This window comes from Corticibacter populi (assembly GCF_004217315.1).
In the GTDB taxonomy this organism is placed as follows: Bacteria; Pseudomonadota; Gammaproteobacteria; order Burkholderiales; family Burkholderiaceae_C; genus Lampropedia; species Lampropedia populi.
On the sequence record NZ_SGWR01000003.1, the window covers coordinates 186,719 to 207,194 of the forward strand.

General features: G+C 64.4%; 27 protein-coding genes. 23 read left to right on the forward strand and 4 right to left on the reverse strand.

Features of this window, described 5'->3' with window-relative positions:
- From EV687_RS11740 to EV687_RS11850, 23 genes are all read left to right on the forward strand, one after another.
- Positions 1 to 1,260, forward strand: a complete 1,260-nt coding sequence (locus EV687_RS11740) for a phage portal protein (protein ID WP_122228546.1) — start codon at positions 1 to 3, stop codon at positions 1,258 to 1,260.
- Positions 1,238 to 2,089, forward strand: a complete 852-nt coding sequence (locus tag EV687_RS11745; protein WP_122228544.1) for a head maturation protease, ClpP-related — start codon at positions 1,238 to 1,240, stop codon at positions 2,087 to 2,089. The genes EV687_RS11740 and EV687_RS11745 overlap by 23 nt, the downstream gene beginning before the upstream one ends.
- A gap of 2 nt (positions 2,090 to 2,091) precedes the next feature.
- The gene (locus EV687_RS11750; protein ID WP_122228542.1) at positions 2,092 to 3,270 is read left to right on the forward strand and encodes a phage major capsid protein; all 1,179 of its coding nucleotides are present in this window, start codon (positions 2,092 to 2,094) and stop codon (positions 3,268 to 3,270) included.
- Positions 3,271 to 3,405: 135 nt separating this feature from the next.
- Complete coding sequence (locus EV687_RS11755) at positions 3,406 to 3,645, forward strand: hypothetical protein (RefSeq protein ID WP_122228539.1); 240 nt, start codon at positions 3,406 to 3,408, stop codon at positions 3,643 to 3,645.
- A complete protein-coding gene (locus tag EV687_RS11760; protein WP_122228536.1) occupies positions 3,642 to 3,971 on the forward strand; it encodes a hypothetical protein in 330 nt (109 codons plus the stop codon). Before EV687_RS11755 ends, EV687_RS11760 begins: the two co-directional genes overlap by 4 nt.
- A gap of 4 nt (positions 3,972 to 3,975) precedes the next feature.
- Positions 3,976 to 4,305 (forward strand): phage head closure protein, encoded by a 330-nt coding sequence (locus EV687_RS11765; protein WP_122228533.1) that lies wholly within the window; start codon positions 3,976 to 3,978, stop codon positions 4,303 to 4,305.
- Positions 4,306 to 4,363: 58 nt separating this feature from the next.
- A complete protein-coding gene (locus EV687_RS11770; protein ID WP_242612606.1) occupies positions 4,364 to 4,873 on the forward strand; it encodes an HK97 gp10 family phage protein in 510 nt (169 codons plus the stop codon).
- Positions 4,873 to 5,214, forward strand: coding sequence for a tail completion protein gp17 (gene gp17, locus EV687_RS11775; protein WP_122228527.1), 342 nt, complete (start codon positions 4,873 to 4,875; stop codon positions 5,212 to 5,214). The genes EV687_RS11770 and gp17 overlap by 1 nt, the downstream gene beginning before the upstream one ends.
- A gap of 80 nt (positions 5,215 to 5,294) precedes the next feature.
- The gene (locus EV687_RS11780) at positions 5,295 to 5,960 is read left to right on the forward strand and encodes a phage tail tube protein (protein ID WP_122228524.1); all 666 of its coding nucleotides are present in this window, start codon (positions 5,295 to 5,297) and stop codon (positions 5,958 to 5,960) included.
- Positions 5,957 to 6,361, forward strand: coding sequence for a phage tail assembly chaperone (locus EV687_RS11785; protein WP_122228521.1), 405 nt, complete (start codon positions 5,957 to 5,959; stop codon positions 6,359 to 6,361). Before EV687_RS11780 ends, EV687_RS11785 begins: the two co-directional genes overlap by 4 nt.
- 62 nt (positions 6,362 to 6,423) lie before the next feature.
- Positions 6,424 to 6,678, forward strand: coding sequence for a DUF1799 domain-containing protein (locus EV687_RS11790; protein WP_122228518.1), 255 nt, complete (start codon positions 6,424 to 6,426; stop codon positions 6,676 to 6,678).
- A gap of 15 nt (positions 6,679 to 6,693) precedes the next feature.
- Complete coding sequence (locus EV687_RS11795) at positions 6,694 to 9,723, forward strand: phage tail tape measure protein (RefSeq protein WP_122228515.1); 3,030 nt, start codon at positions 6,694 to 6,696, stop codon at positions 9,721 to 9,723.
- Positions 9,720 to 10,844 carry a hypothetical protein gene (locus EV687_RS11800; RefSeq protein ID WP_122228512.1) on the forward strand — a complete coding sequence of 375 codons (1,125 nt, stop codon included), beginning with the start codon at positions 9,720 to 9,722 and terminating at the stop codon, positions 10,842 to 10,844. The genes EV687_RS11795 and EV687_RS11800 overlap by 4 nt, the downstream gene beginning before the upstream one ends.
- The gene (locus tag EV687_RS11805) at positions 10,841 to 11,428 is read left to right on the forward strand and encodes a hypothetical protein (RefSeq protein WP_122228509.1); all 588 of its coding nucleotides are present in this window, start codon (positions 10,841 to 10,843) and stop codon (positions 11,426 to 11,428) included. Before EV687_RS11800 ends, EV687_RS11805 begins: the two co-directional genes overlap by 4 nt.
- Entirely contained in the window at positions 11,398 to 11,850 is a 453-nt protein-coding gene (locus EV687_RS11810; protein ID WP_130466501.1) for a DUF6950 family protein, read from the forward strand. Before EV687_RS11805 ends, EV687_RS11810 begins: the two co-directional genes overlap by 31 nt.
- Positions 11,847 to 14,162: a fibronectin type III domain-containing protein gene (locus EV687_RS11815; RefSeq protein ID WP_130466502.1), complete on the forward strand. Its 2,316-nt coding sequence runs from the start codon at positions 11,847 to 11,849 to the stop codon at positions 14,160 to 14,162. The genes EV687_RS11810 and EV687_RS11815 overlap by 4 nt, the downstream gene beginning before the upstream one ends.
- Before the next feature lie 135 nt (positions 14,163 to 14,297).
- The gene (locus EV687_RS11820; protein WP_122228500.1) at positions 14,298 to 15,917 is read left to right on the forward strand and encodes an SGNH/GDSL hydrolase family protein; all 1,620 of its coding nucleotides are present in this window, start codon (positions 14,298 to 14,300) and stop codon (positions 15,915 to 15,917) included.
- Positions 15,918 to 15,919: 2 nt separating this feature from the next.
- Entirely contained in the window at positions 15,920 to 16,642 is a 723-nt protein-coding gene (locus EV687_RS11825) for a hypothetical protein (protein ID WP_122228497.1), read from the forward strand.
- Positions 16,642 to 17,031: a hypothetical protein gene (locus tag EV687_RS11830; protein ID WP_122228494.1), complete on the forward strand. Its 390-nt coding sequence runs from the start codon at positions 16,642 to 16,644 to the stop codon at positions 17,029 to 17,031. Before EV687_RS11825 ends, EV687_RS11830 begins: the two co-directional genes overlap by 1 nt.
- Positions 17,028 to 17,312 (forward strand): hypothetical protein, encoded by a 285-nt coding sequence (locus EV687_RS11835; RefSeq protein WP_122228491.1) that lies wholly within the window; start codon positions 17,028 to 17,030, stop codon positions 17,310 to 17,312. Before EV687_RS11830 ends, EV687_RS11835 begins: the two co-directional genes overlap by 4 nt.
- Before the next feature lie 72 nt (positions 17,313 to 17,384).
- A complete protein-coding gene (locus EV687_RS11840; protein ID WP_122228488.1) occupies positions 17,385 to 17,843 on the forward strand; it encodes a D-Ala-D-Ala carboxypeptidase family metallohydrolase in 459 nt (152 codons plus the stop codon).
- Positions 17,840 to 18,229 carry a hypothetical protein gene (locus EV687_RS11845; protein ID WP_122228485.1) on the forward strand — a complete coding sequence of 130 codons (390 nt, stop codon included), beginning with the start codon at positions 17,840 to 17,842 and terminating at the stop codon, positions 18,227 to 18,229. Before EV687_RS11840 ends, EV687_RS11845 begins: the two co-directional genes overlap by 4 nt.
- A gap of 11 nt (positions 18,230 to 18,240) precedes the next feature.
- On the forward strand, positions 18,241 to 18,504 hold the full coding sequence (locus EV687_RS11850; RefSeq protein ID WP_242612607.1) for a hypothetical protein: 264 nt from the start codon (positions 18,241 to 18,243) through the stop codon (positions 18,502 to 18,504).
- A gap of 27 nt (positions 18,505 to 18,531) precedes the next feature.
- On the opposite strand, the gene EV687_RS18960 is transcribed toward EV687_RS11850, so the two are convergent.
- From EV687_RS18960 to EV687_RS11865, 4 genes are all read right to left on the reverse strand, one after another.
- Positions 18,532 to 18,672 (reverse strand): hypothetical protein, encoded by a 141-nt coding sequence (locus EV687_RS18960; protein WP_162846584.1) that lies wholly within the window; start codon positions 18,670 to 18,672, stop codon positions 18,532 to 18,534.
- A gap of 57 nt (positions 18,673 to 18,729) precedes the next feature.
- Entirely contained in the window at positions 18,730 to 19,662 is a 933-nt protein-coding gene (locus tag EV687_RS11855) for a tyrosine-type recombinase/integrase (RefSeq protein ID WP_122228479.1), read from the reverse strand.
- 16 nt (positions 19,663 to 19,678) lie between these two features.
- Positions 19,679 to 20,080: a hypothetical protein gene (locus tag EV687_RS11860; protein WP_130466503.1), complete on the reverse strand. Its 402-nt coding sequence runs from the start codon at positions 20,078 to 20,080 to the stop codon at positions 19,679 to 19,681.
- 95 nt (positions 20,081 to 20,175) lie between these two features.
- Entirely contained in the window at positions 20,176 to 20,457 is a 282-nt protein-coding gene (locus EV687_RS11865; protein ID WP_122228474.1) for an XRE family transcriptional regulator, read from the reverse strand.
- Positions 20,458 to 20,476 lie beyond the last annotated feature (19 nt).

Sequence of the window (20,476 nt, forward strand, 5' to 3'; positions counted from 1 at the left end):
ATGGGATTCTTCGACAAACTGTTCCGAGGCCGTGATGCCCCGGAGGCCCTGGCGCGCCCGCAGGCGGCAACCGGTCCAGGTTCGACCGGGCAGGTCTTCAATGGCCTGGACGACCCGGAGCTGTTGGAGTTCATCCGGCGCGGCCAATCCAGCAGCAGCTCCATTCGAATGCTGCGCAACATGGCGGCTCTGCGGTGCCTGTCGCTGATCAGCAATGGTCTGGGCATGCTGCCCACCAACCTGTATCACGCGGGCGAGGAAAAACGGGTGGCCACGGATCATCCGGCCCACAGGCTGCTGCGGCTCAAGCCGAACCCATGGCAGACACCGATGGAGTTCAAAAGCCAGATGCAACTGCTTCTGGAGAGCGAGGGCAATGCCTATGCCCGCATCATTCGCGCGGCTGGCCGGCCGATCCATTTGATCCCGTTCGAGCGTGGCCGCGTGCAGGCCAAGCTCGGCAGCAACTGGCGCATGCAGTACCAATGCACCACTGAGCACGGCGGCCAGTTGACGTTGGATCAGGAGGATATGTTCCACGTCCGTGATATGTCTCTCGATGGAGTGGAGGGCATCTCGCGCCGGCGCCTCTCGAAAGAAGTGTTCGAGCTGGCAGACCAGGCCGGCCGCGCGGCCCGAAACGTGTTCCGCACGGGCGTGATGGCCGGCGGTGCGTTGGAAGTCCCGCAGGCCCTTTCGGACCAGGCATATTCCCGCCTGAAGGAGTCGTTGGCCTACGAATACAGCGGCGCTGATAACGCCAACAAATGGATGATCGCCGAGGAAGGGGCCAAGGCCAATAAATTCACCTCGACGCCTGCTGAGGCGCAGCAGGTTGAGACCCGCAACCATCAGATCGAGGAGGTGGCCCGGCTCTACGGCGTGCCCCGGCCGCTGCTGATGATGGATGACACGAGCTGGGGCAGCGGCATCGAGCAGCTGGCCATCTTCTTCGTGCAGTACACCCTGGCGCCGCGCTTCGTGGCTTGGGAGCAGGCGGCCGCGCGGTCGCTGTTGACCGATCGGGAGCTGGGGCACTACTACTACAAGTTCAACGAGCGGGCGCTGATGCGCGGCACGCTCAAGGACCAGGCCGACTATTTCGCCAAGGCCTTGGGTGCTGGTGGCCATCAGCCATGGCACACGGCCAACGAGGTGCGCGACCTGGCCGACTACCCGGCCGACCCGAATGCCAAGTTCGACACCTTGGGCGAACCCACCGGAAAGAAAGCAAGCAATGAGTCTGAAAAAACTACCTGAGCTGCAGGCTGCCACGCGCGGCCAGATCCAGTCGTTCGTCTCGCCGAGTGCGCTGGCCCGGTGGGCGCCCGGCATCCATGCCGCTGCCGGCGATTCGGCCGACAACACCATCAGCATCCTCGACGTGATCGGCGAGGACTGGTGGACGGGCGAGGGCGTCACATCCAAGCGGATTGCCGGTGCGCTACGGGCCATTGGCGAGCGCGATGTGATCGTCAACATCAACAGCCCAGGCGGCGATATGTTCGAGGGCGTGGCCATCTACAACATGCTGCGCGAGCATGCCGGGCGCGTTACCGTCAACATCCTTGGGCTTGCTGCAAGCGCGGCATCCATCATCGCCATGGCGGGCGACGAGATCCGCATCGGCCGGCCCTCGTTCCTGATGATCCATAACTGCTGGTGCCTGGCGGCCGGCAATCGCCACGATTTTGCCGAGCTGAGCGAGCAGATGGAGCCGTTCGACGCCGCGATGGCCGACGTGTACCAGGCCCGCACCTCCATCGACCTCCAGCGCATCCAGACCTTGATGGACAAAGAGAGCTGGATCGGCGGCTCGGCCGCGGTGGCCGATGGCTGGGCCGATGCGCTGCTGGGCGATGACGCCATTGCCAGCGATGGTGACGGTGCCAAGGCTGCTGCCATCCGGCGCATCGAGGCCGCCTTGCGTGCCAGCGGCATGCCGCGCAGCGAGGCCCAGCGCCTTTTGTCTGATTTCAAGTCCGGCCTGAGTGATTCGGCCGGCAACCTGGGCGGCCTGAGCGATTCGGCTGCGCAAACCGAAGCGGTGTCCGCACTGCAGTCCCTCATCCAAGCCATGAAAGTTTGACCATGCCCGGAATCAATGAAACCATCGCGGAACTCAACCGCGCATTCGAGGCCTTCAAGACCGCCAATGAACAGCGCCTCGCCGCAATCGAAAAGGGCGGCAGCACCACCGATCTGAATGCCAAGATCGAGGCCGCGAACAAGGACATCGACCGCCTGCAGAAGGAGGTCGAGGACGCACACACCAAGCTCGCGGCCAGCCAGCACGGCCAGCCCGGCGCCGGCCTGCGCGACAAGGAATACACCGCCGCATTCGGCGCGCACATGCGCAAGGGCGACGTGCAGGCAGCTCTCAACAAGGGCTCGGACGAAAATGGCGGCTATCTCACTCCTGTGGAGTGGGACCGTACCATCACCGACCGCCTGCGCGACGAATCGCCCATGCGCGAGCTGGCCCAAGTGATCACCGTCAGCAAGGCCGGTTTCACCAAGCTGTTCAACCTCGGCGGCACCGGCAGCGGCTGGGTGGGCGAGACGGAAGCGCGTCCGCAGACTGGCACGCCGACACTGGCGTCTCTGTCCTTTGGGCATGGCGAGATCTATGCCAACCCCGGCGCATCGCAGCAGATCCTCGATGATGCCGAGATCGACATCGAGGCGTGGCTGGCCGATGAGGTGCAAGCCGAATTTGCCGAGCAGGAATCCGCAGCATTCATCTCCGGCAATGGCACCAACAAGCCGTTCGGCATCCTGACTTACGTCACCGGTGGCGCGAATGCGGCCAAGCATCCGTTTGGCGCCATCCCGGCGATTCCCAGCGGTGCGGCGGCAACCATCTCGTCTGACTCGATGCTGGACCTGATCTACCGCCTCAAGAAGAAGTACCGCCAGAGCGCCCGGTTCCTGACCAACAACCTGACCATTGCGCTGTTGCGCAAGCTCAAGGACGGCCAGGGCAACTACCTCTGGCAGCCCAGTGCGCAGGCCGGGCAGCCCGCCACCTTCCACGGCTATGGCATCAGCGAGGACGAAAACATGCCCGACGTGGCGCCCAATGCCATCCCGGTGCTGTTCGGCGATTTCCGCCGCACCTACCTGATCATCGACCGCATGGGTGTGCGTGTGCTGCGCGATCCGTACACGGCCAAGCCCAATGTGCTGTTCTACACCACCAAGCGCGTGGGCGGCGGTGTGCAGAACCCCGAGGCCATGCTTGCCCTGCAGGTGGCTGTGGCGCCGTGATCTTGTTTTGATGGTGAAGGCGAGAGCCTGACGGAGTTCCTGCCCTGTTCGCTTTGAGCGGCAGACCGATGCGCCCGCAAGGGCTGGCAGAGCGGCAGGCATCATCAGCCATGTTTCTGGTCGAGAGGATCCAATATGAAATTCATTAAGCCTTTTCGCGGCGTGCCCAAGGGCGAGATCTATCCGAAGTGGTACAAGGCCGGCGAGGATTGCCCTGCCGAACTGGAGACTGCTGCCATTGATACCGGCGCGGTCAAGACCAAGGCCAGGCAGCAACCCGGCGCTCAACCTTTGCTGGGCGTGGATGGCGATCCTGCCGCCACCGGTGCTACTGATCCCGCTGCTGGCGGCGCTCCGGAGACTCCCCTGCAATGAGTAATCCGACGCAGCCGACCGTGGAGGAGGCGTTGTTGCGCCTGCGGCTGGATGCGGATCTTGTCGACGATGTCGCCAATGCCATTCCGCAGGCCCGTGCCCAGGTGGAGAGTTATCTCAAAGGGCCGTTGTGTGCGGACGCCGAGGCAGTGGCTGCGGCGATTGCCGCCGGTAGCCGCAATGCCACTCTTTGCACGCCGGACGTGATTGCTGCGCAATTGCTGTTTGTGGATGTGCTGGTCGGCTCCAATGACATCCAGGCGCAGGAATCCAAGCGCACCGCCGCCTACGCCATGCTCAAACCCCTGCGCTACATGGGAATCTAGACGTATGCACTCGCAGCAATTTCCGCATCGCGTGCAGTTGCAGCGTCGTCCGCCCGGTGGCTCGATGGGGCACCCGTCCACCACCTGGGAGGATGTGGGTCTGCCCATCTACGCCAACATCCGCTATGGCACCGGCAGCGAGGCGATCCGGGCCGGCCAGGTGGTCAGCCAGGCCAAGGCCAGCATCCGCGTGCGGTGGCGCACCGGTATCACGGCGGCCATGCGTGTGACGCATCAAGGCGTGGCCTACAAGATTCTGGTCGTGTTGCCTGACATGGAGCGCCGCCGGCATGTTGATCTGGTTTGTGAGGTGATGGGCGATGGCAAGGCGTAGGCGTTGGAGTGACCCGAAAACATTGACAGGGGCTAGTTCGGTCGATCTATCGGTGGATATGTCAGGCTTGGATAGCCTGTTGGATGATCTAGCCGAAGAAGCTGAATCTGCCGCTAGACCTGCCGCGCAGGCCGCTGCCCAGGTCTTTTATGACCGGATGAAATCTAATGTGGGACGCCTTGGACATGTGAAAGGTAAGTTGGCAAAGGCCATCTATCAGGCTTATTCCGAGAGCAATAGTGAAGATGGACTCGCGGTTTATCACATCAGCTGGAGGGCTCAGAAAGCACCTCATGCAGGACTTGTTGAGTATGGCCACTGGCAACGCTATCAGGTTGTGCAGACCGAGAAGGGCTGGAGGACGCTGGTGCGCCCCGAGATGCGCGGCAAGCCCAAGCCCAAGCGCCGTGCATCTCAGGCAGAAAAGGATGCCTACTACATGCCACGCCCAGGCGGCCCCGTCTACGTGCCCGGCAAGGCCTTTGCGCGTGGTGCCCTGCAGGAGGCCGAGAAAGCGCGCCAGGCGGCCGCTGCGGTGCTGCTGCAGCGGATTGCGGAGGTTACGTGATGGACCAGATACTGCATGACGCGATTGCTGCGGTAATTCCGGCGACCTTTGCCACCGTGGCGCCGCCCAACTCGCCGCTGCCATATGCCATCTGGCAGCGCATTGGCGGCGATCCCGGCGAGTACCTGGACAACGAGCCGCCCCAGGTCGAGCATGCCCTGGTGCAGGTGACGGTGTTCGGGCTCGACACGGCCAGCATCAAACTGTTGGTGCATCAGCTGACGGCCGCTCTGCGCGAGCATGACTACCTGATCGTGAGCCCCGATGGTGGGTTCCGCGATGACTACGACTCCGACATGGAGCTTTTTTCCGCCGCCCAGGATTACAACGTCCGGTGGTGATCAACGCCCGCTAGGGCATATCCGCACGCCGCCATGGGCAACCCTGGCGGCTTTTTGTTTTTGCAACCGAGGAAAATCCCATGCGCAAAGTCCCCCTGCCCAATGGCGCCAAGCTGTACCTGGCCACCGCGCTGGGCGAGGCCCTGGCCTATGGTCCGGCATCCAATGCAGCCGAGGTGGTCATCACCATCGCCAGCGCCCTGCAGGCCAATGATCTCGTCATCATCGACAGTGACGATTACTGGCCCGAGCTGACCGGCCGCGTGGCCCGTGTCAAGACCGCTGCCGAGAACAGCATCACGCTCGCCGGCGTCAATACCAGCAACCTGGACAAGTTCCCGGCCGGCGGCCAGATCAGCCTGATTCCGCTGCTGGCCGACCCGAGCTGGCAGCGCCTGCCCTACATCCCCAGTTTTGCCACCAGCGGCGGCGAGCTGCAGACCGGCTCCAGCAGCTATCTCGACCTGGATGATGCTGTTGAGTATGCCAACGGCCGCAGTGCCCGCCGACTCGAATACACGGTGAGCTGGAAAGAGGGTAGCGCCGGCCGTCAGGCGCTGATCGACGCCAATGGCGATGATGTGGCGGTGCACCGACTGGTCTACAAGGATGGCACGGCCACTTATTACGTGGGCCACTTGGCCTATGACGATGCGCCCAGCACCACCCGCGACGAGGAGATGGTCACAACCTCCACCGTGTTGCTGCGGCATGCGCCGAGCTTCATCGGCAGGGCACTGCCATGAGCGACGGCAAGCAGATCGCCCGCACCGTCCGCCTGGGTCAGCGCCCGGCCAATATCAATGATGTCGTCAGGTTCGTCGACGTCGATGGGGCCGAGCTACTGCTGCCTGCCACGTTTCGCTATCGCACGCTGACCGAGTTCGGCGGCCTGCTCGATGAGGTATTCGGGGCGGTGCTGGAGACCCCTGTCGATGAGCAGGGCCGCATGTCCAGCAAGATCCAGCAGCGGCAGCGCGTGCAGCTCAACGGGCAATACCTGTTTGCCATCCTGGCGGACTGGGGGCTGGATGTGCCGCTGACGATAGCGGCGTGCATCCAGCTCGCCGATGAGCTGCCGGCCGCTGCCCAGGCGCTGATGGACCGTTACCGGCAGCTCATCACCGAGGGCCGACTGGGAAACTGATTGCGGCGGCCCAGGCGCGCTATGTCCGCCTGCCTGATACCGCCTATCTGCGCGAATGGGGCATGCCGGCGGATGCTTATGCCGACATGTGCCGTGCCGAGGTGTGGCCCGAAAACTGGGATGCATGGTGCTTGTTTGATGCGCTGTCAACGCAATGGCGGGCAGGCCCTGGCGGCGTTATTGGCCTCGATTACGGGGTGCTGGCCGAGGAGCTGCGGCTGCGCGAGATCCCGGCTGATCAGCATGCCCAGTTGCGGTCCGACATCCGCGTGATGGAGGCCGCCGCACTCGACTCCCTGTATGACGACAATGATTGATTGAGGCAGACCAGCATGGCCACCGAAGACCGCCGCAAGGTACAGATCGAGGCTGAGGTTGACGCGCGCGGTGCGCGCGAAGGCTTTGGCGAGGTCAAGCAGGCTGGCCGTGAGATGGCCGATGATGTGGCCCAGTCCGGCCGCCGTGCCGCCGAGGGCCTGGGCGCCGTGGGCAAGGGCGCCCGCACGGCAGCCGATGATGTAGTGGATGCGGGCAAGCGCGGCGGGGCTGGGCTTGACCCGATCCGCAAGTCCTCGGACCAGACGGCTAAGGACATGAGCCGCGCCGAGCGCGCCATGGTCAACTCCATCCAGCGGGCCACTGCGGCGCTGCAGTCCGGTGGCAAGGCCGGGGCCGACTACTACGAGATGTTGGCGCGTCAGCGTGGCATCAGCGGCGACATCCTCAAGCCCTACATCGAGCAGCTGCGGCAGGCCGAGATTGCCCAGAAGCGCCTGCAGCAGACCACGGCAGGCACAGATGCAGTCCAACGCACCAGCGGCGGCCTCACTGACAAACAGCTGACGGCCGCCATGCGCGGCGTGCCGGCGCAGTTTACCGACATTGCCGTGAGCCTGGCCGGCGGCCAGAACCCCATGACAGTGCTGCTGCAGCAGGGTGGCCAGCTCAAGGACATGTTTGGCGGCGTGGGCCAGGCCGCGCGGGCGCTGGGCGGCTACGTCATGGGCTTGGTCAACCCATTCACGCTTGCGGCTGCGGCCGCTGGCGTGTTGGGCTTGGCTTATTACCAAGGCTCGCAGGAGGCCGACCGGTATAACGAGGCCATCGTGATGAGCGGCAATGCTGCCGGCGTGTCGGCCGGCCAGCTCGGCGAGATGGCGCGCGCGCTCGATGCACGTGGCTTTACGCAAGGTGCTGCCGCGGCGGCGCTTGCCAAGGTTGCGGCCAGCGGCAACATCGCGCGCGACAGCATCCAGCAAGTGGCCGAGGTGGCGCTGCGGCTGGAGCGCGACGCCGGCACCCCGGTCGAGCAGACCGTCAGGCAGTTTGACGAGCTGGGCAAGTCACCTGTGGAGGCGTCGCTCAAGCTGACCGAGCAATACCGCTACCTGACGGCCGAGGTCTACCAGCAGATCAAGGCCCTGCAGGACCAGGGCCGCGAGGATGAGGCTGCCGCCCTGGCGCAGCGCACGTATGCCGATGCCATGCAGGGGCGTACCGAGCAGCTTGATCAGCATCTGGGCATCATCCAGCGCGGTTGGCGCAGCATCACATCTCTGGCCAAGGAGGCCTGGGATGCCATGCTGGACGTGGGGCGCCAGCGCACGCCGCTGGAAAACGCGCAAGAGGCGGTCGATCGTGCCCAGCAGGCGCTGGATGAGCGCCGCGCGCGCAATGCGTCAATCGGCATCCGCGATGGCAAGGCCACGCAGGAGCTGGAGCAGCAATTGGCCACCGCCAAGGCGTTTGCGCAAACCATCTCGTCGGTGGATGCTGCTGTGGCAAAGGCCGAGGCCGATCACCGGGCGACGCAGGACGCAGGCCTTGCTGCGGCCCAGGCGCTGCAGAAGGCCAACGACAGTGCCCTGAGCAAACATGAGCAGATGAATAAGGCGATCAAGGAGTATCGAGACAACATCGAGAAACTGCGCGCCGCCGACCCGGCCAGCGCGTTGCTGGACCCGAAGAAGATCGACGCTGCGGAAAAAGCCATCCGCGATCGCTACAAAGAGAAAGAAAAGAGCGGCGGTGGCACGGCAGGCGCGGCGCGCGGGCTCGATCTCTCTGGCATCCAGAACGCCATGCGCGAGGAGCTGGCCATGCTCGCGCAGCACCAGCAGGCGCTGGAACTGCGCCGGCGAGCAGGGCTGATCGAGGAGGCCGACTACTACGCACAAAAGCGCGCAATGATCGAGCAGGCCACCGGGATCGAGCAGGGCGCGCTGCAGCAGCAGATCACCCGGCTGGAGTCCGAGAAGGCCAAGGGCAAGGAAGCCATCCAGGTGCAAAAGCAACTGGGCGAGCTGCGAGCCTCGCTGGCCCTCAAACAGCTTGACGCCGAGAACAAGCTGGCCGCAGCCGACCAGGAGGCCGCTGCCGCTGCCGCCCGGCGCGAGGCGGCCCTGCGCAGCCTGACGAACACGCATGAGCGCTACATCGAGCAGCTGGAGCGCACGGCCGGCCGCACCGTGAGCACGGCCTGGATGGGCAGCCGCGATCGGGCGCGTCTGGAGGGCCAGTGGGCTATTGAGGACCGCTATCTGCAGCAGGAGCGCAGCCTGCAGGATCAGCGGCTGACCAAGGGCAGCGCCTGGACGCCGGAAGATCAGCAGCAGTTTGACCTGCGGCTGGAGCAACTGCGCATCGAGCAGCAGCGCGAGATCGAGCTGTACCAGCAGACCTACCGCGAGCTGGACCATCTGCAGTCGCAATGGATGCTGGGAGCCAAAAAGGGTTTGCAGGATTATGTCGACCAGGCGGCCAATGTCGCCGGGCAGATGGAGGATGCGTTTGCCAACGCGGCCAGCGGCATGGAGGATGCGCTGGTCAGCTTTGTGACCACGGGCAAGCTGGATTTTCGCTCGTTTGCCGAGAGTGTCATTGCCGACCTGGTGCGCATCCAGGCCCGTGCGGCGCTCTCTGGATTGTTTGGCAGCATCCTTGGGATGCTTGGGACGTCTGGATCCGGGCAGGTCAGCCAGGCCGCCGGTGGTGGCACCTACAGCTTGGCCAGTGGCAGCAGCGGGCTGGGGCTCAAGCTCGGCCGCGCCAACGGTGGGCCAGTCGCCGCCGGTGACATGCGGCCCGTCAACGAGCGAGGCACCCCCGAGCTGCTGACCTATGGCGGCAAGCAGTATCTGATGATGGGGCAAACCGGTGGCCATGTGACGCCACTGGACGGCCGCGCGGGGCGTGGCCTGGCATCGGCGGGGGGTATGACGCTCGTGGTCAATGCGCGCAATCACATCGACTCGCGCACCGACCGCGCCGACGTGGAGCAGAGCATCTATCGCGGCATGACACTGGCCGTCGAGGAGGCCCAGGCGCAGATGCAGTACAAGATGAGCCGAGGGATGGCATGACGCAAAAAACGATCGACTGGCCTGCCGACCTGCACCTGCGGCCCAGCGCGCAGGAGTGGTGGTTGGAGCAGCCCTCGGTGGCATCCACCAGCCAGTTTTCCGGTGCCACGGTGCAAGCGCTGATCGGCCCGCCTCGGTGGGCATTTTCGATGGATCTGGCCGATGCGCCGGCGCACCGGCTGCCGCACATCGAATCCACACTGCGAAAGCTGCGCAACGGCCTCAACCTGCTGCGCATTGGCGACCTGCGGCGCATGGGCCGGGGCACCTTGCTGCCCACCCTGGGCGGGCGCAACCTGCTCAACCTGCTGCCCTGGTCCGGCCGGTGGCTGAGCTGGGGCCGGGTGGGGCCTGCGCCGGTGCAGATCAGCGTCGACGAGCTGACGGCCGACTATGCCAGCAACTGGTACATGCAGACGGCCGAGCCACTGCGCCCCGGTCTGGTCTACGTGCTCGCGGTGGAGCTGGAGGCGGCCGCCTCGGCCCATGTTGCGCTGGCCTTGGGCAGCGGGCCGCTGGCCGATGGCCTGGGTGTGGTGTTTGACGCAGCCACCGGCGCCGTGGTCAGCCAATACGGCGCGGTGCTGGCCAGCGGCAGTGTGCAGCAGGCCGGGCGGTGGCGCTGCTGGCTCAAGCTCCAGCCCACGGCGGTCGCGCCGGCCCTGGTGCAGGTGTATGCACTGTTGCCGGCGGCAGGCACGGTGCAGGCGCGCATGCGGAGGCCGCTGTTGGGCCTGGCGCTGGGCGACCTGCCGCCGGCGTATGTCGAGACCGAGGACGCAGCTGCATGGGGCGACCTCACGCCGGTGGTTGATGGCGCGGACCAGAGCGGCGACGTGCTGGCTACGCGCGGCTGGCCTGCCGGTACACCGCTGCGCGCTGGCCACTGGGTTGCCTACGGCGACGGCATGCACCAACTCCTCGATGACGTGACGCCCGATGCCGATGGCCGCGCCGAGCTGTGGATTGAGCCGCCCATTCGGCGTAGCCCGGCCGATGGCACGGCCATCACCGTGCGGGGCGTCACGGGGCTGTTCCGGCTGCAGGCAGGGCCACGCATGCGGCAGGAAAAGATGCTGGTCAAGGGCCAGACGTTGACCTTTATCGAGGAGCTGCAATGACGCTGACAACCGCGCAGCAAAACCAGTTGCGGCAGCCCGTCTATGGCGCTGCCGTGCTGTGTGAGCTGCATTTTGCTGACGGCATCCAGCGCTACACGAGCTGGGGCCATGATCTGCGCATCGGCGGGCAGGACTGGGTAGCGGTGCCGCCAAAGGTGATCAGCATTTCGACCGTGCAGGAGGCCGAGGCGCTGGAATACCCGGCCATGGACATCGGCCTGGCCATCCCGGATCCGGACATGCTGGAACTGCTGCGCGGCTCCGAGAAAACCTACCGTGGCCGGCTGATGCGGCTTTACCTCGTCGTGATGGATGACGCGCTGCGCGTCGTGGACGAGCCGCAACTGTTGCATGTGGCTGTGATGGACCAGTTGCAGGTCAACACCGGCAACGGCGCCGATGACCAGGGCTCCCTGAGCATGCGCTGTGAGCAGCCGGGAAAGGACAGCCGCAACGCGATGAGCCAGCGTCTGACGGCCCAGCAGCACGTCCGCAAACACCCAGGCGATACGGGCCTGGCTCGCTTGGCCGAAATTGCAGGAGGGCCACAAACATGGCTGACACGACGATTCCAGCAGCGTTGAGCGCGATGCCGGCGCGTCTGCCCGATTGGGAGCTGCGGCTGGCAGGGTTGATTGCCCAGCGCTTGCCAGTGCCCTTTTCCTGGGGCGATAACGACTGCGTGCTGTTTGCCGCTGATTGTGTTGCCGCCCTGCACGGCGGCGACCCTGCCGGCGCGTGGCGCGGGCAGTGGCATGACGAATCAACGGCCATTCGTGCCCTGGCCCGCCAGGGTGGCCTGCAGGCGGCCGTGCAGGCGCATGCGGCCGCAATGGGTTGGCCCGAGGTGCCGCCGCTCTTTGCGCAGCGCGGCGACCTGGTGCTGCACCGTCGAGACGGCGCCGATGCGCTGGCGGTCTGCACTGGTCCGGCCCTGGCGGCGCCGTCCGAGGGTGGGCTGCTGTTTTTTGGATTGGATCATGGGGTGGTGGCATGGCGGGTGTGAGAGTCAAGATGCGGCGGCTGTGCGCAGCCCTGGCGCTGGCCGGTGTGTGCACCTCGGCCGCGGCCGCGCCGGCCGTGGCGGCCGTGGCGGCGGCTTGGACCAGCGCTGCGGCTGCGCTGGGTACAGTCGCTTTTGCGGGTATTACCTATGGGGCGCTGGTTAAAGGGGCTCTTTTGCTTGGCTATGCCGCGCATCAGCGGCAAAAAGCCAAGCGCGAGGCGCGCCGGTTGCGCGATGCTTACAACGCGAGTCTGACCGATCGCAACGTCACCGTGGCCGAGGCTGCTCCGGCGGTGCGGCACATCTATGGCCGCGCCACCGTGGGTGGTGCTGTCGTGGCGCTTTTCACGCGCGGCGACCGCGACCAGTACAAAGACGTTGTGATCATCTGGGCTGGCCACGAGTGCGATGCGATCGAGGACGTGCTGCTGGCCGGCGAGTCGCTGCAGCTCGATGCCAACGGCTACGCCCAGGCAGATAAGTGGGTCCAGCGTGAGACGGTCAACCGCAGCACGAGCCGCGTGGTGTCGCCTACCGGCACGATCTTGGTGACGGCCGAGGCTACGTCGATCAAGGCGGTCTCGCGTAGCGAGGGCGCCGGAGAGGGGGAGACCACGATTCTGCTGCCGGCTGCGGCATACACGTATGCCGATGGCCTGATCACCATCACGGATCCTGTCGAGGTGGCGCGCTGGGCCGGCAAAACGGCGTGGGTCAACTACAGCCATGGCCTCGTCTCCTCGCAAGTGCGCGTGCGGCACTTCCTGGGTGCGGCCGGCCAGCAGGCCGATGCCCAGCTCATTGCCGACACGGCGGGCCTCAGCGGCGCCTGGAGCGCATCCGATCGGTTGGATGGGCTGTGCGGCTCCATCTTTACCCTTGATCTCAACAACACCGAGCTGCAGTCCGGCCTGCCACAATTCACCGCGCGGCTACGGGGCAAAAAGGTGTTGGATCCGCGGTCTGGCACTGTCGGCTGGTCGGACAACTCGGCCCTGTGCGTCTACGACTTTTTGCGTGCCGCGGAATACGGCAAAGGCGTGCTGCCCGAGCAGGTCGAGGGCGTGATTGCGGCCGCCAATGCGAGCGATGAGCTGATCACAGTCGAGATCGACGGCACGTCCGTTGCCGTGCCGCGCTACACCTGCAATGGCTCGTGGGACAGCACGGAGGATCCGGATAACGTGCTGGAGGACTTGTGCGGCTCGATGGCCGGGTTTGCCGTGCCGGGCGGCGTGTGGCGTGTCGAGGCGGGCGTGTTCGGATCGCCGGTCCTCGTGCTCGATGATGACCTTGCCGCCGGCAGCATCGCTATGGTGCCGGCGCCCAGCCGTGCGGATGCGTGGAACGGTGTCAAGGGTCAGTACATCGACCCGGCTCAGTACAACCAGGCCGTCGACTTTGAGCCGCACCAGGTTGATCAGTACGTCGAGGATGATGGCGGTGAGGTCTGGGGCACGCTCAACCTGCCGTTCACCGATTCCGGCTGGCGTGCCCGCACGCTGGCCGCAATCTCGCTGGAGCAAAGCCGCGCGCGCACCCTTGAGTGGACGGGCACGGCTGCATGCCTGCGCGCCCAGGCGGGCAACTGGGTTGTGGTCAACAACAGGTTGCTGGGGCTCGATGGCAGCACATTCCGCGTCTCGCGGCGCACGTTTGATCCGGTCAAGCAGCAGGTCAAGCTGGTGCTGCGCGAGGGCCGCCCCAGCGACTATGCCAGCGTGAGCAACGTAGTGCAGCCCAATCCCGGTGTGCCATCCGATGTGACCTACCGCGTCACGCCTCCCAGCGGCCTGGTGCTGACCAGCCCTGCGGCCGGGCAGATTCGGATCCAGGTCGATCCCTCGCCTGACGTGCGAGTCACAGATGGTGGCCAGTTGTTGATCCAGATCCGGACCACCGATAGTGACACCTGGATCAGCGCTGTGCCCGCTGCGGGCAGTGGCACGGGGCAGACCATCACCGGCCTGCCGCGCGGACTCTACATCGTGCAGGTCGATTGGCAGGCCAACACCGGCCAGCAGTCTGGTCAATGGCTCGCGGAGGTGGTCGAGGTCACCCAGGGTGCTTATGCCGGCAGCGGTGACGTGGAGCAGGCCATCAACGAGGCCATCGTCGGCAAGGCCGATGCGCACAACCCTGTTTTTTCGGGCGTGGTTGGCCTGCCGGAGTACGAGCTGGCCGAGCTGCCCGATGCCATCGAGCCGGAGCACAAAGCCATCCTAGTCATCAACAGCGCGGCCGGCCCGGCGCTGTGCATCAGCGATGGTGCCGAATGGATCAGCCAGATCACAGGCACGGCCGTCGCCTGACGCCCTGCCACTTCTTCAACCAACCGCCTCCGGGCGGTTTTTTTATGCGTGCACACATATGGACAACACGACATTTTTCCCACTGCTCCAGACCCAGGTTGAGCTCGCCCGGATCGTTGCACGGAGGGCCGCAGCATGACCGACATCACGAACCAGGCGACCGTCGAGGCCGTCAATAAGCTGATCGCGCAGCTGCAGCAGGCCGTTAATGATGGGCTGCTGACGCTGCAGGCTGCTGCCAGTGCGCGGGTGTTTTACACGCGAGAAGAAATGGATGCTGTGGCGCCCGAGGCCGAGCAGTGGGCGGTGCTCATTGCGGGGTCGGATATGGGGTATTACAACGAGCAGGGCGGGGCCTGGGTCTGGTCGGATCTGCAGCCGGCCACGGCATCGCAGCTCGCTGGGATCGCAACAAAGGTCCAATCAAAGGTCGAATTTTTTCCGTTCGGGCATGTCGGTCGCCAGGTGCCAGTCTGGTTCGAGAATGGGGATCTCGCGGCGCGCGGTATGGCACCTGCGTTGCGCCGCATCGCAGTGCAGGATGTCGCTGGACGCTTGGATGTCTCGCCAGCGATGGTGCCGCTGGGCCGATTCGGGCGTGATGTGTGGGCGTGGCTGGAGCCGGGTGGCGTTAATTTCTCGGGCGTCTCTGCCGGTCTCGTCGCTCAAATCGCCGCGCAGTTGCCGCAGCCTGAGCCAACCGTCATACCCATCGCCAGCGATGGCCGCTCGCTCTGGCGGTTGCGCGCAAAGCAGGGTCTGCTGCGCGCTGGTGTGCCATCGACGAGGCTCCGGGTCGGTTTTACTGGAGACTCATGGACTGAGCTATATCACATCCCTGGAGCCATGCGCATGCTATTGGGCGAGGTCTACGGTATCGCCGGTGACGGATTTCTCAACGTCAATGCGGGTAATTCGATTGCCGATTCTGTGGTGAGCTGGTCGGCAGGCTGGACGCTTGTCGATGGGAGCACGACGACTAATTTCCCGTATGGAGCGGCTCAGGACGGGCACTGTCGTTACACAGCTGACACGACAGCGACGATTAATATCACTAATTGCCGTGCAACCGATGTCCAGATCATGTATTTCAATTTCGGTGGCACTTTCAGCTATCGCGTTGACGGCGGTGCATGGGTCGATGTCGTATGCACTGATGACGGCAGTTTCGGGCACGTTGATATATCCGGCCTGGCCGATGTTGCGCACACGATCAACATCAACACGGCATCTAATTCCGGTGTCGTTTCCATTGTGGGTTTTAACGTGACGCGGGCGGAGGCCAGTGGCGTCGAGGTGCATCGCATGGGCAACGGTGGCCTGCGTGGTCCCAACCTGCTGGGGTTTGCTCAGTACATTGAGCAACCCGCAGCGCTGCTCGATCTGGACGCGCTGGTCGTGTTCCTCGGCACCAACGATTACCGCGCATCGAGTTCGACCCCCGAGGTCTATGCGGAGGCGCTGGCTGCGTTGATCGATGCGTACCGCGCAGCATCTCCGGACATTGGGATCATCCTTTGTGCGCCGATGGACACAAACGGTGTCGCCGTCCATCCGCTGTCCGCATACCGCGATGCGGCATACCAAGTCGCCCGCGACAAGAGCACCGAGTTTTTGGATTTGTACGACATGTGGCCGAGCTGGACTGCTGGCAATGCCCTTGGTCTGTGGCGCGACAACCTGCACGTCAACGAGCCGGGGGCTGCCATCGTCTGCAAAACCCTCAACGATCAATTTTTCAAAGCGGGAGCTTAACAATGCAAGTCAATGTTTTCAATCACGGCGATGCCGTTCTGCCGGGCAGCGGCTACATGCCAATCGAGGGGTTTAATTTCCCCGTCAGCGACGGCCTGCGTGGGCTGTTTTTGTGCGGAGACGGTCTCTCGATTGCGCGTCGAAATTTCGCCGGGCTCGGGGATGCGGAAATCATCGGAGCGCCTGCTGAGCATGAGGGGTTTTGCAGGTTTGACGCGGGCAATTATTTGCAGACGCAGATCGCCGAAACGGCAGCCCTGACGTACATCGTTGTCGGCCGTCGACCAACGGAATCAACTGGAGCCGAGGCGACATTCATCGGCAATTACGCACCGGGATCCATCGGTGCAACGATGTATACATCGAGTTCCGGCTCTGCCATGACTGCTAATGCCGACAGGAGCCCGGCTGGCAGTACAACAGCGAGTGTGGTTACGGATGTCAGCGCGATGGGCTTGTACGTGATGACCGCGCCGGCGAGTGGCGGCCCGACGTGGTTGTATGCGATGACAGCCGGCCTGCAAAATGGAAGTACAAATACTAACCCTCGCGCGGTAACGGGAGCTGGTCTGCTGCGAATCGGGGCAGTGTACGCAGCGACGTTCAGCGGCGCAGCGGATATTGTCACAGCCGCTGTTCTCGATCGCGTGATCACGGATGATGAGCGAGCTGCAATTGCAGTGTGGGCGCGCAACTATGCCGGTCAATTTGGGTTTGCTGTGTGATGCAGCAACACCTCGATCCCGTCACGGTCGCAATCTACGCGCTGAGCCCGCTGCTGGGTCAGATCGCTGCCGAGTTTGCCGGGCCGTATGCGGTCATCATCCTCGGCAGCACGCTGGGCGCGGCCTGGGCGCTGGGGCGGCGCGATCCGGACACCAAGATCAGCGCGGTGATCTATTTCGCCCGGCTGATCGGCACCGCGATCCTGATCGCCTGGGGCCTGGCTGCGATCCTCTCGCACTACACCGGCCTGCAGAGCAACTGGCTGCTGGCCCCGGTGGCCATGCTGATCGGCGGCATCGGCGACGATTGGCCGCGTGTGGGCCGCTGGCTGCTCACGCGCATCGGCCGCATCTTCGAGCGGCGCACAGACAGTGGGAGCAAATCATGATGCACACGTATGCACCGCTGACGGTCCTGCACTGGGCCATTTGCTCGGCCATTGGGTGGGCCTGTTTGTGCCGGCTCAACAGCCGCACCTGCCAGGTCTACCGGCGCCCGAGGGCGCGCTACACGCTGCTGTTGGCTGGCTCGTTTGCCAGTGGCCTGCAGCCCATGCTGTTCGGCACCTCGCCCGGCCTGGCCGAGACGCTGCTGGCCAGCGCAGTGCTGGGCAGCCTGCTGATCAATCTGCCGCGCTGGACGCGGCCGGACTCATGCGATTGCGGCTGACGTCCGGCCCGCATCTACCGCCCATCCATCCCGCCCAGGCGGGATTTTTTCGCCCCGATCGAGGAGGATCACATGCAACTGACACCCCATTTCTCGCTGCGTGAGTTGACGCGCAGCAGCACCGCCGAGCGCCTGCGGCTCGACAACACGCCGGGCGCTGCCGATCTGGACGCGCTGCGGCAAACCGCCGAACTGCTGGAGCGCGTGCGCACCCACCTGGGCGGCCATCCCGTCACTGTGACGAGCGGATACCGCTCGCCGGCCGTCAATCGCGCCGTGGGCGGCGTGACATCGAGCGACCACGCCCGCGGCCAGGCGGCCGACATCGTGGTGCCCGGCTACGGCAGCCCGTATGACGTAGCAAAAAGCCTTGCGCCGCAGGTCAGTGTGCTGGGTATCGGTCAGCTCATCTACGAGAGCGTGGGCGGCAAAACGTGGGTACACGTCAGCACCCGCGTGCCCTCAAAACCGGTCAATCGCGTGATCACGATCACCGGCGCCGGGGCTCAACTGGGGATCCAGCGCGTATGACGATCAGCACAATGCGCGCAGCCCTGGTGCTGCTGGCCGTCAGCGCGCTGGCCAATGTCGTGCAGGCCTGGCAGTACCTCGGCCAGCGCGACACGCTCGCGGAGCTGCGGCGCGACCTGGCCGAGGCCTCGGCCGGCATTGCCCAGGCCCGTGCGGCCGTGGACATGTGCAGCGCGTCCATCGATGAGATGGCCACCGCCGCGGCCGCGCTGGAGGATCAACTGGAGCAGGCCCGCAAACAGGCCCAGGCGGCAGCATCGCAGCGCTACGCCCGCGCCGACCAGATCCTGAGCGCACCCGCCGCAGTGCCCGGCGACGTATGCGCGAGCGCGCAGGCCCGCGTGCGAGACATCCTCGCCGGCCGGGCGAGGGGAGGGGAGCAATGATGCGAGCAACGATGACAGCGGCCGTCCTGGCCGCCCTGCTGGCGGGCTGCAGCACCGCGCCGACGCGGGTCGAGATCCAGCGCGTCAACGTCGCAGTACCTGTGCAGTGTCAGGAGCCTGTGCCCCAGCGGCCGCAGATGCCCACCGAGGCCCTGCCGGCCGATGCCGACGTGGATCAGTACGTGCAAGCCGCCGGCGCCGAGATCGAGCGCCGCGAGGGCTATGAGCTGCTGCTGCGGACAGCGCTGGACAACTGCCGGCAGCCGCTGCAATGATCCGAGATGTGCCCCCGTCCCCAGTTTTCAGTCCACGCGCTCTTTGCGCGATAGTGCTGATTCCAGCTCGCGGGTGATCCAATCCGTCAATTTCATTCCCTCGCTCTGGCTGCGCTTGACGCATCGGTTTTTAAGATCCACAGGCACGCGGACGTTGATCACAGTCATGCCATCTGCGGGCCGTTTGGCGGTTTGCGTTCGAGGGGTATCAGTCATCCCTGCAGTTTACTCTGGCAGCTGCAGGTACTTCCACTTGTGCCGGGCCAGGCCGCGATCGTTTTCGTAGAGCTCGGTCATGCTCGCTTTGGCGTGCCCCAATAGTGTTTGGGTATCCACTCCTTGTGCGCGATACAGTCGTGCCGCCAGCGACCGGATTTCGTGGAGCGTGGGTGGTGTGCCCTCGCCGGTGTGTGGAGCGGCGGCCTTTCGCGCTGTCCAAAATCTGTTTGATATCGTGGCGGCAGCTATCTGTCGCTTTGGTCTTGCCGCGCTCCTGAGTAGCCATTTGGCATCGTTTGGGAGGTATCTGCGGCAGTCCTCAATCACGTTGGCCAGTCGGAGGTCTGCAACATCCAACCGCAGATCCAATGGCAGCGCGATGCGCATGCCGGTTTTCTGCTGCTCGATAAACAGGTGGCCGTCGCGGATGTGATCCAGCGACATCAGCACCAGATCGCCACGGCGCTGCCCAGTCACCAGCGCCAGGCGCAGCGCGACGGGAAACCATGGCGGAAGGTGCGTCTGTCCGTAGTCGTGGATGGCCCAGAACGCGTCGAGTGTCAGTCGTGTGCGCTGCACAGGAGCGGGCAATTTTTTCACGGGCGCGGCCGGGTTGGTATCAATCCAGCCCTCAACCATAGCCACGTTGAGCATCGCACGCATTTCATGCAGCACGCTGCCAGACGTCACGGCCAGGCCCTGGTCATGAATCGATTTGATCAGCCTGGCCACCTCCCATGGCCGGATAGTTGCTACCTGCCTGCCTTGAAAAGCGGCGCAGATGCGCTGTTGCGCCGCGCGCTTGTTGTACAGCGTGCGGCTGGCCAGGCCGACACCCTCCAGACTTGACATATAGAGGGTTGACAGTGCCTCGATCGAGCGCTGCTGTGCTCGATCGTTGGGCCTGATCCAGGCCCGCAGTCGTTGGATGATGGACATGCTGATCCGCTGCGAATTAAGCCGAGAAGGCGTTGCGGGCCTGCACCTCGGTCACGCGATCGACGCTGCCGTCTTCGGCGACAACTCCCCAGTAGGCCCGTGTGCCGTTACCCCGGCCGTCTTTCTGGCCCCACCGGATGATGTCGCCGGGTTTGGCGTTGACCTCGGCCTCGCCGCCGCTGTCGCTGCCAACGTAGTTGCCCCAGTCAAGTGTTGGTTTGCCGCCAACAGGCCAGGCAGTGACGCGTGCAATCCATGGGCGGCTGTAGCGCCGGCCGTTGTAGCTGTCAAACGCAATGGCTACTCGGCGGGGGGCTGTGTTGTCTTTGCGATCCGTCAGAGCCAGCTGGGCCTGGGCGATGAAGTGCTTGATTTGCTCGACGCTCAGTTGCGCGAAATCGATGGACTCGATAGTCATGATGTGATCCTTCATGAGGAGACCGGAGCCGCCGGGTCGGGCTGTCGAGGAATCTCGACTGCATGTGTGTTATTTTAGCACCGTTGGTGCTATCGTCAAACCTTTTTTTCCTGTTTTTTTATCTCGCTTACCTCGGCGCCGAGGGCGCGCATTTGGGCGCGCACGCGTTCCAGTTCTTCGGTGCTGAGCGTCATGCGTGCGGCCATGAAAAACAGTTGATGCAGGCTCAAAGATCGGGGTTGCTCGCCGCCGGTGTACTTACGCCATTGCTGGCTACCGGCTACGTTGACCAGCTCGGCCATCTGCTCGCCTGTATAGCCCAGTTGGTTTTTGAGGGTTTGCAGGTCGTGAGCAGTGGGTGGTGTGTAGCTGATCATTGGATGTGCAAAAGGCCCT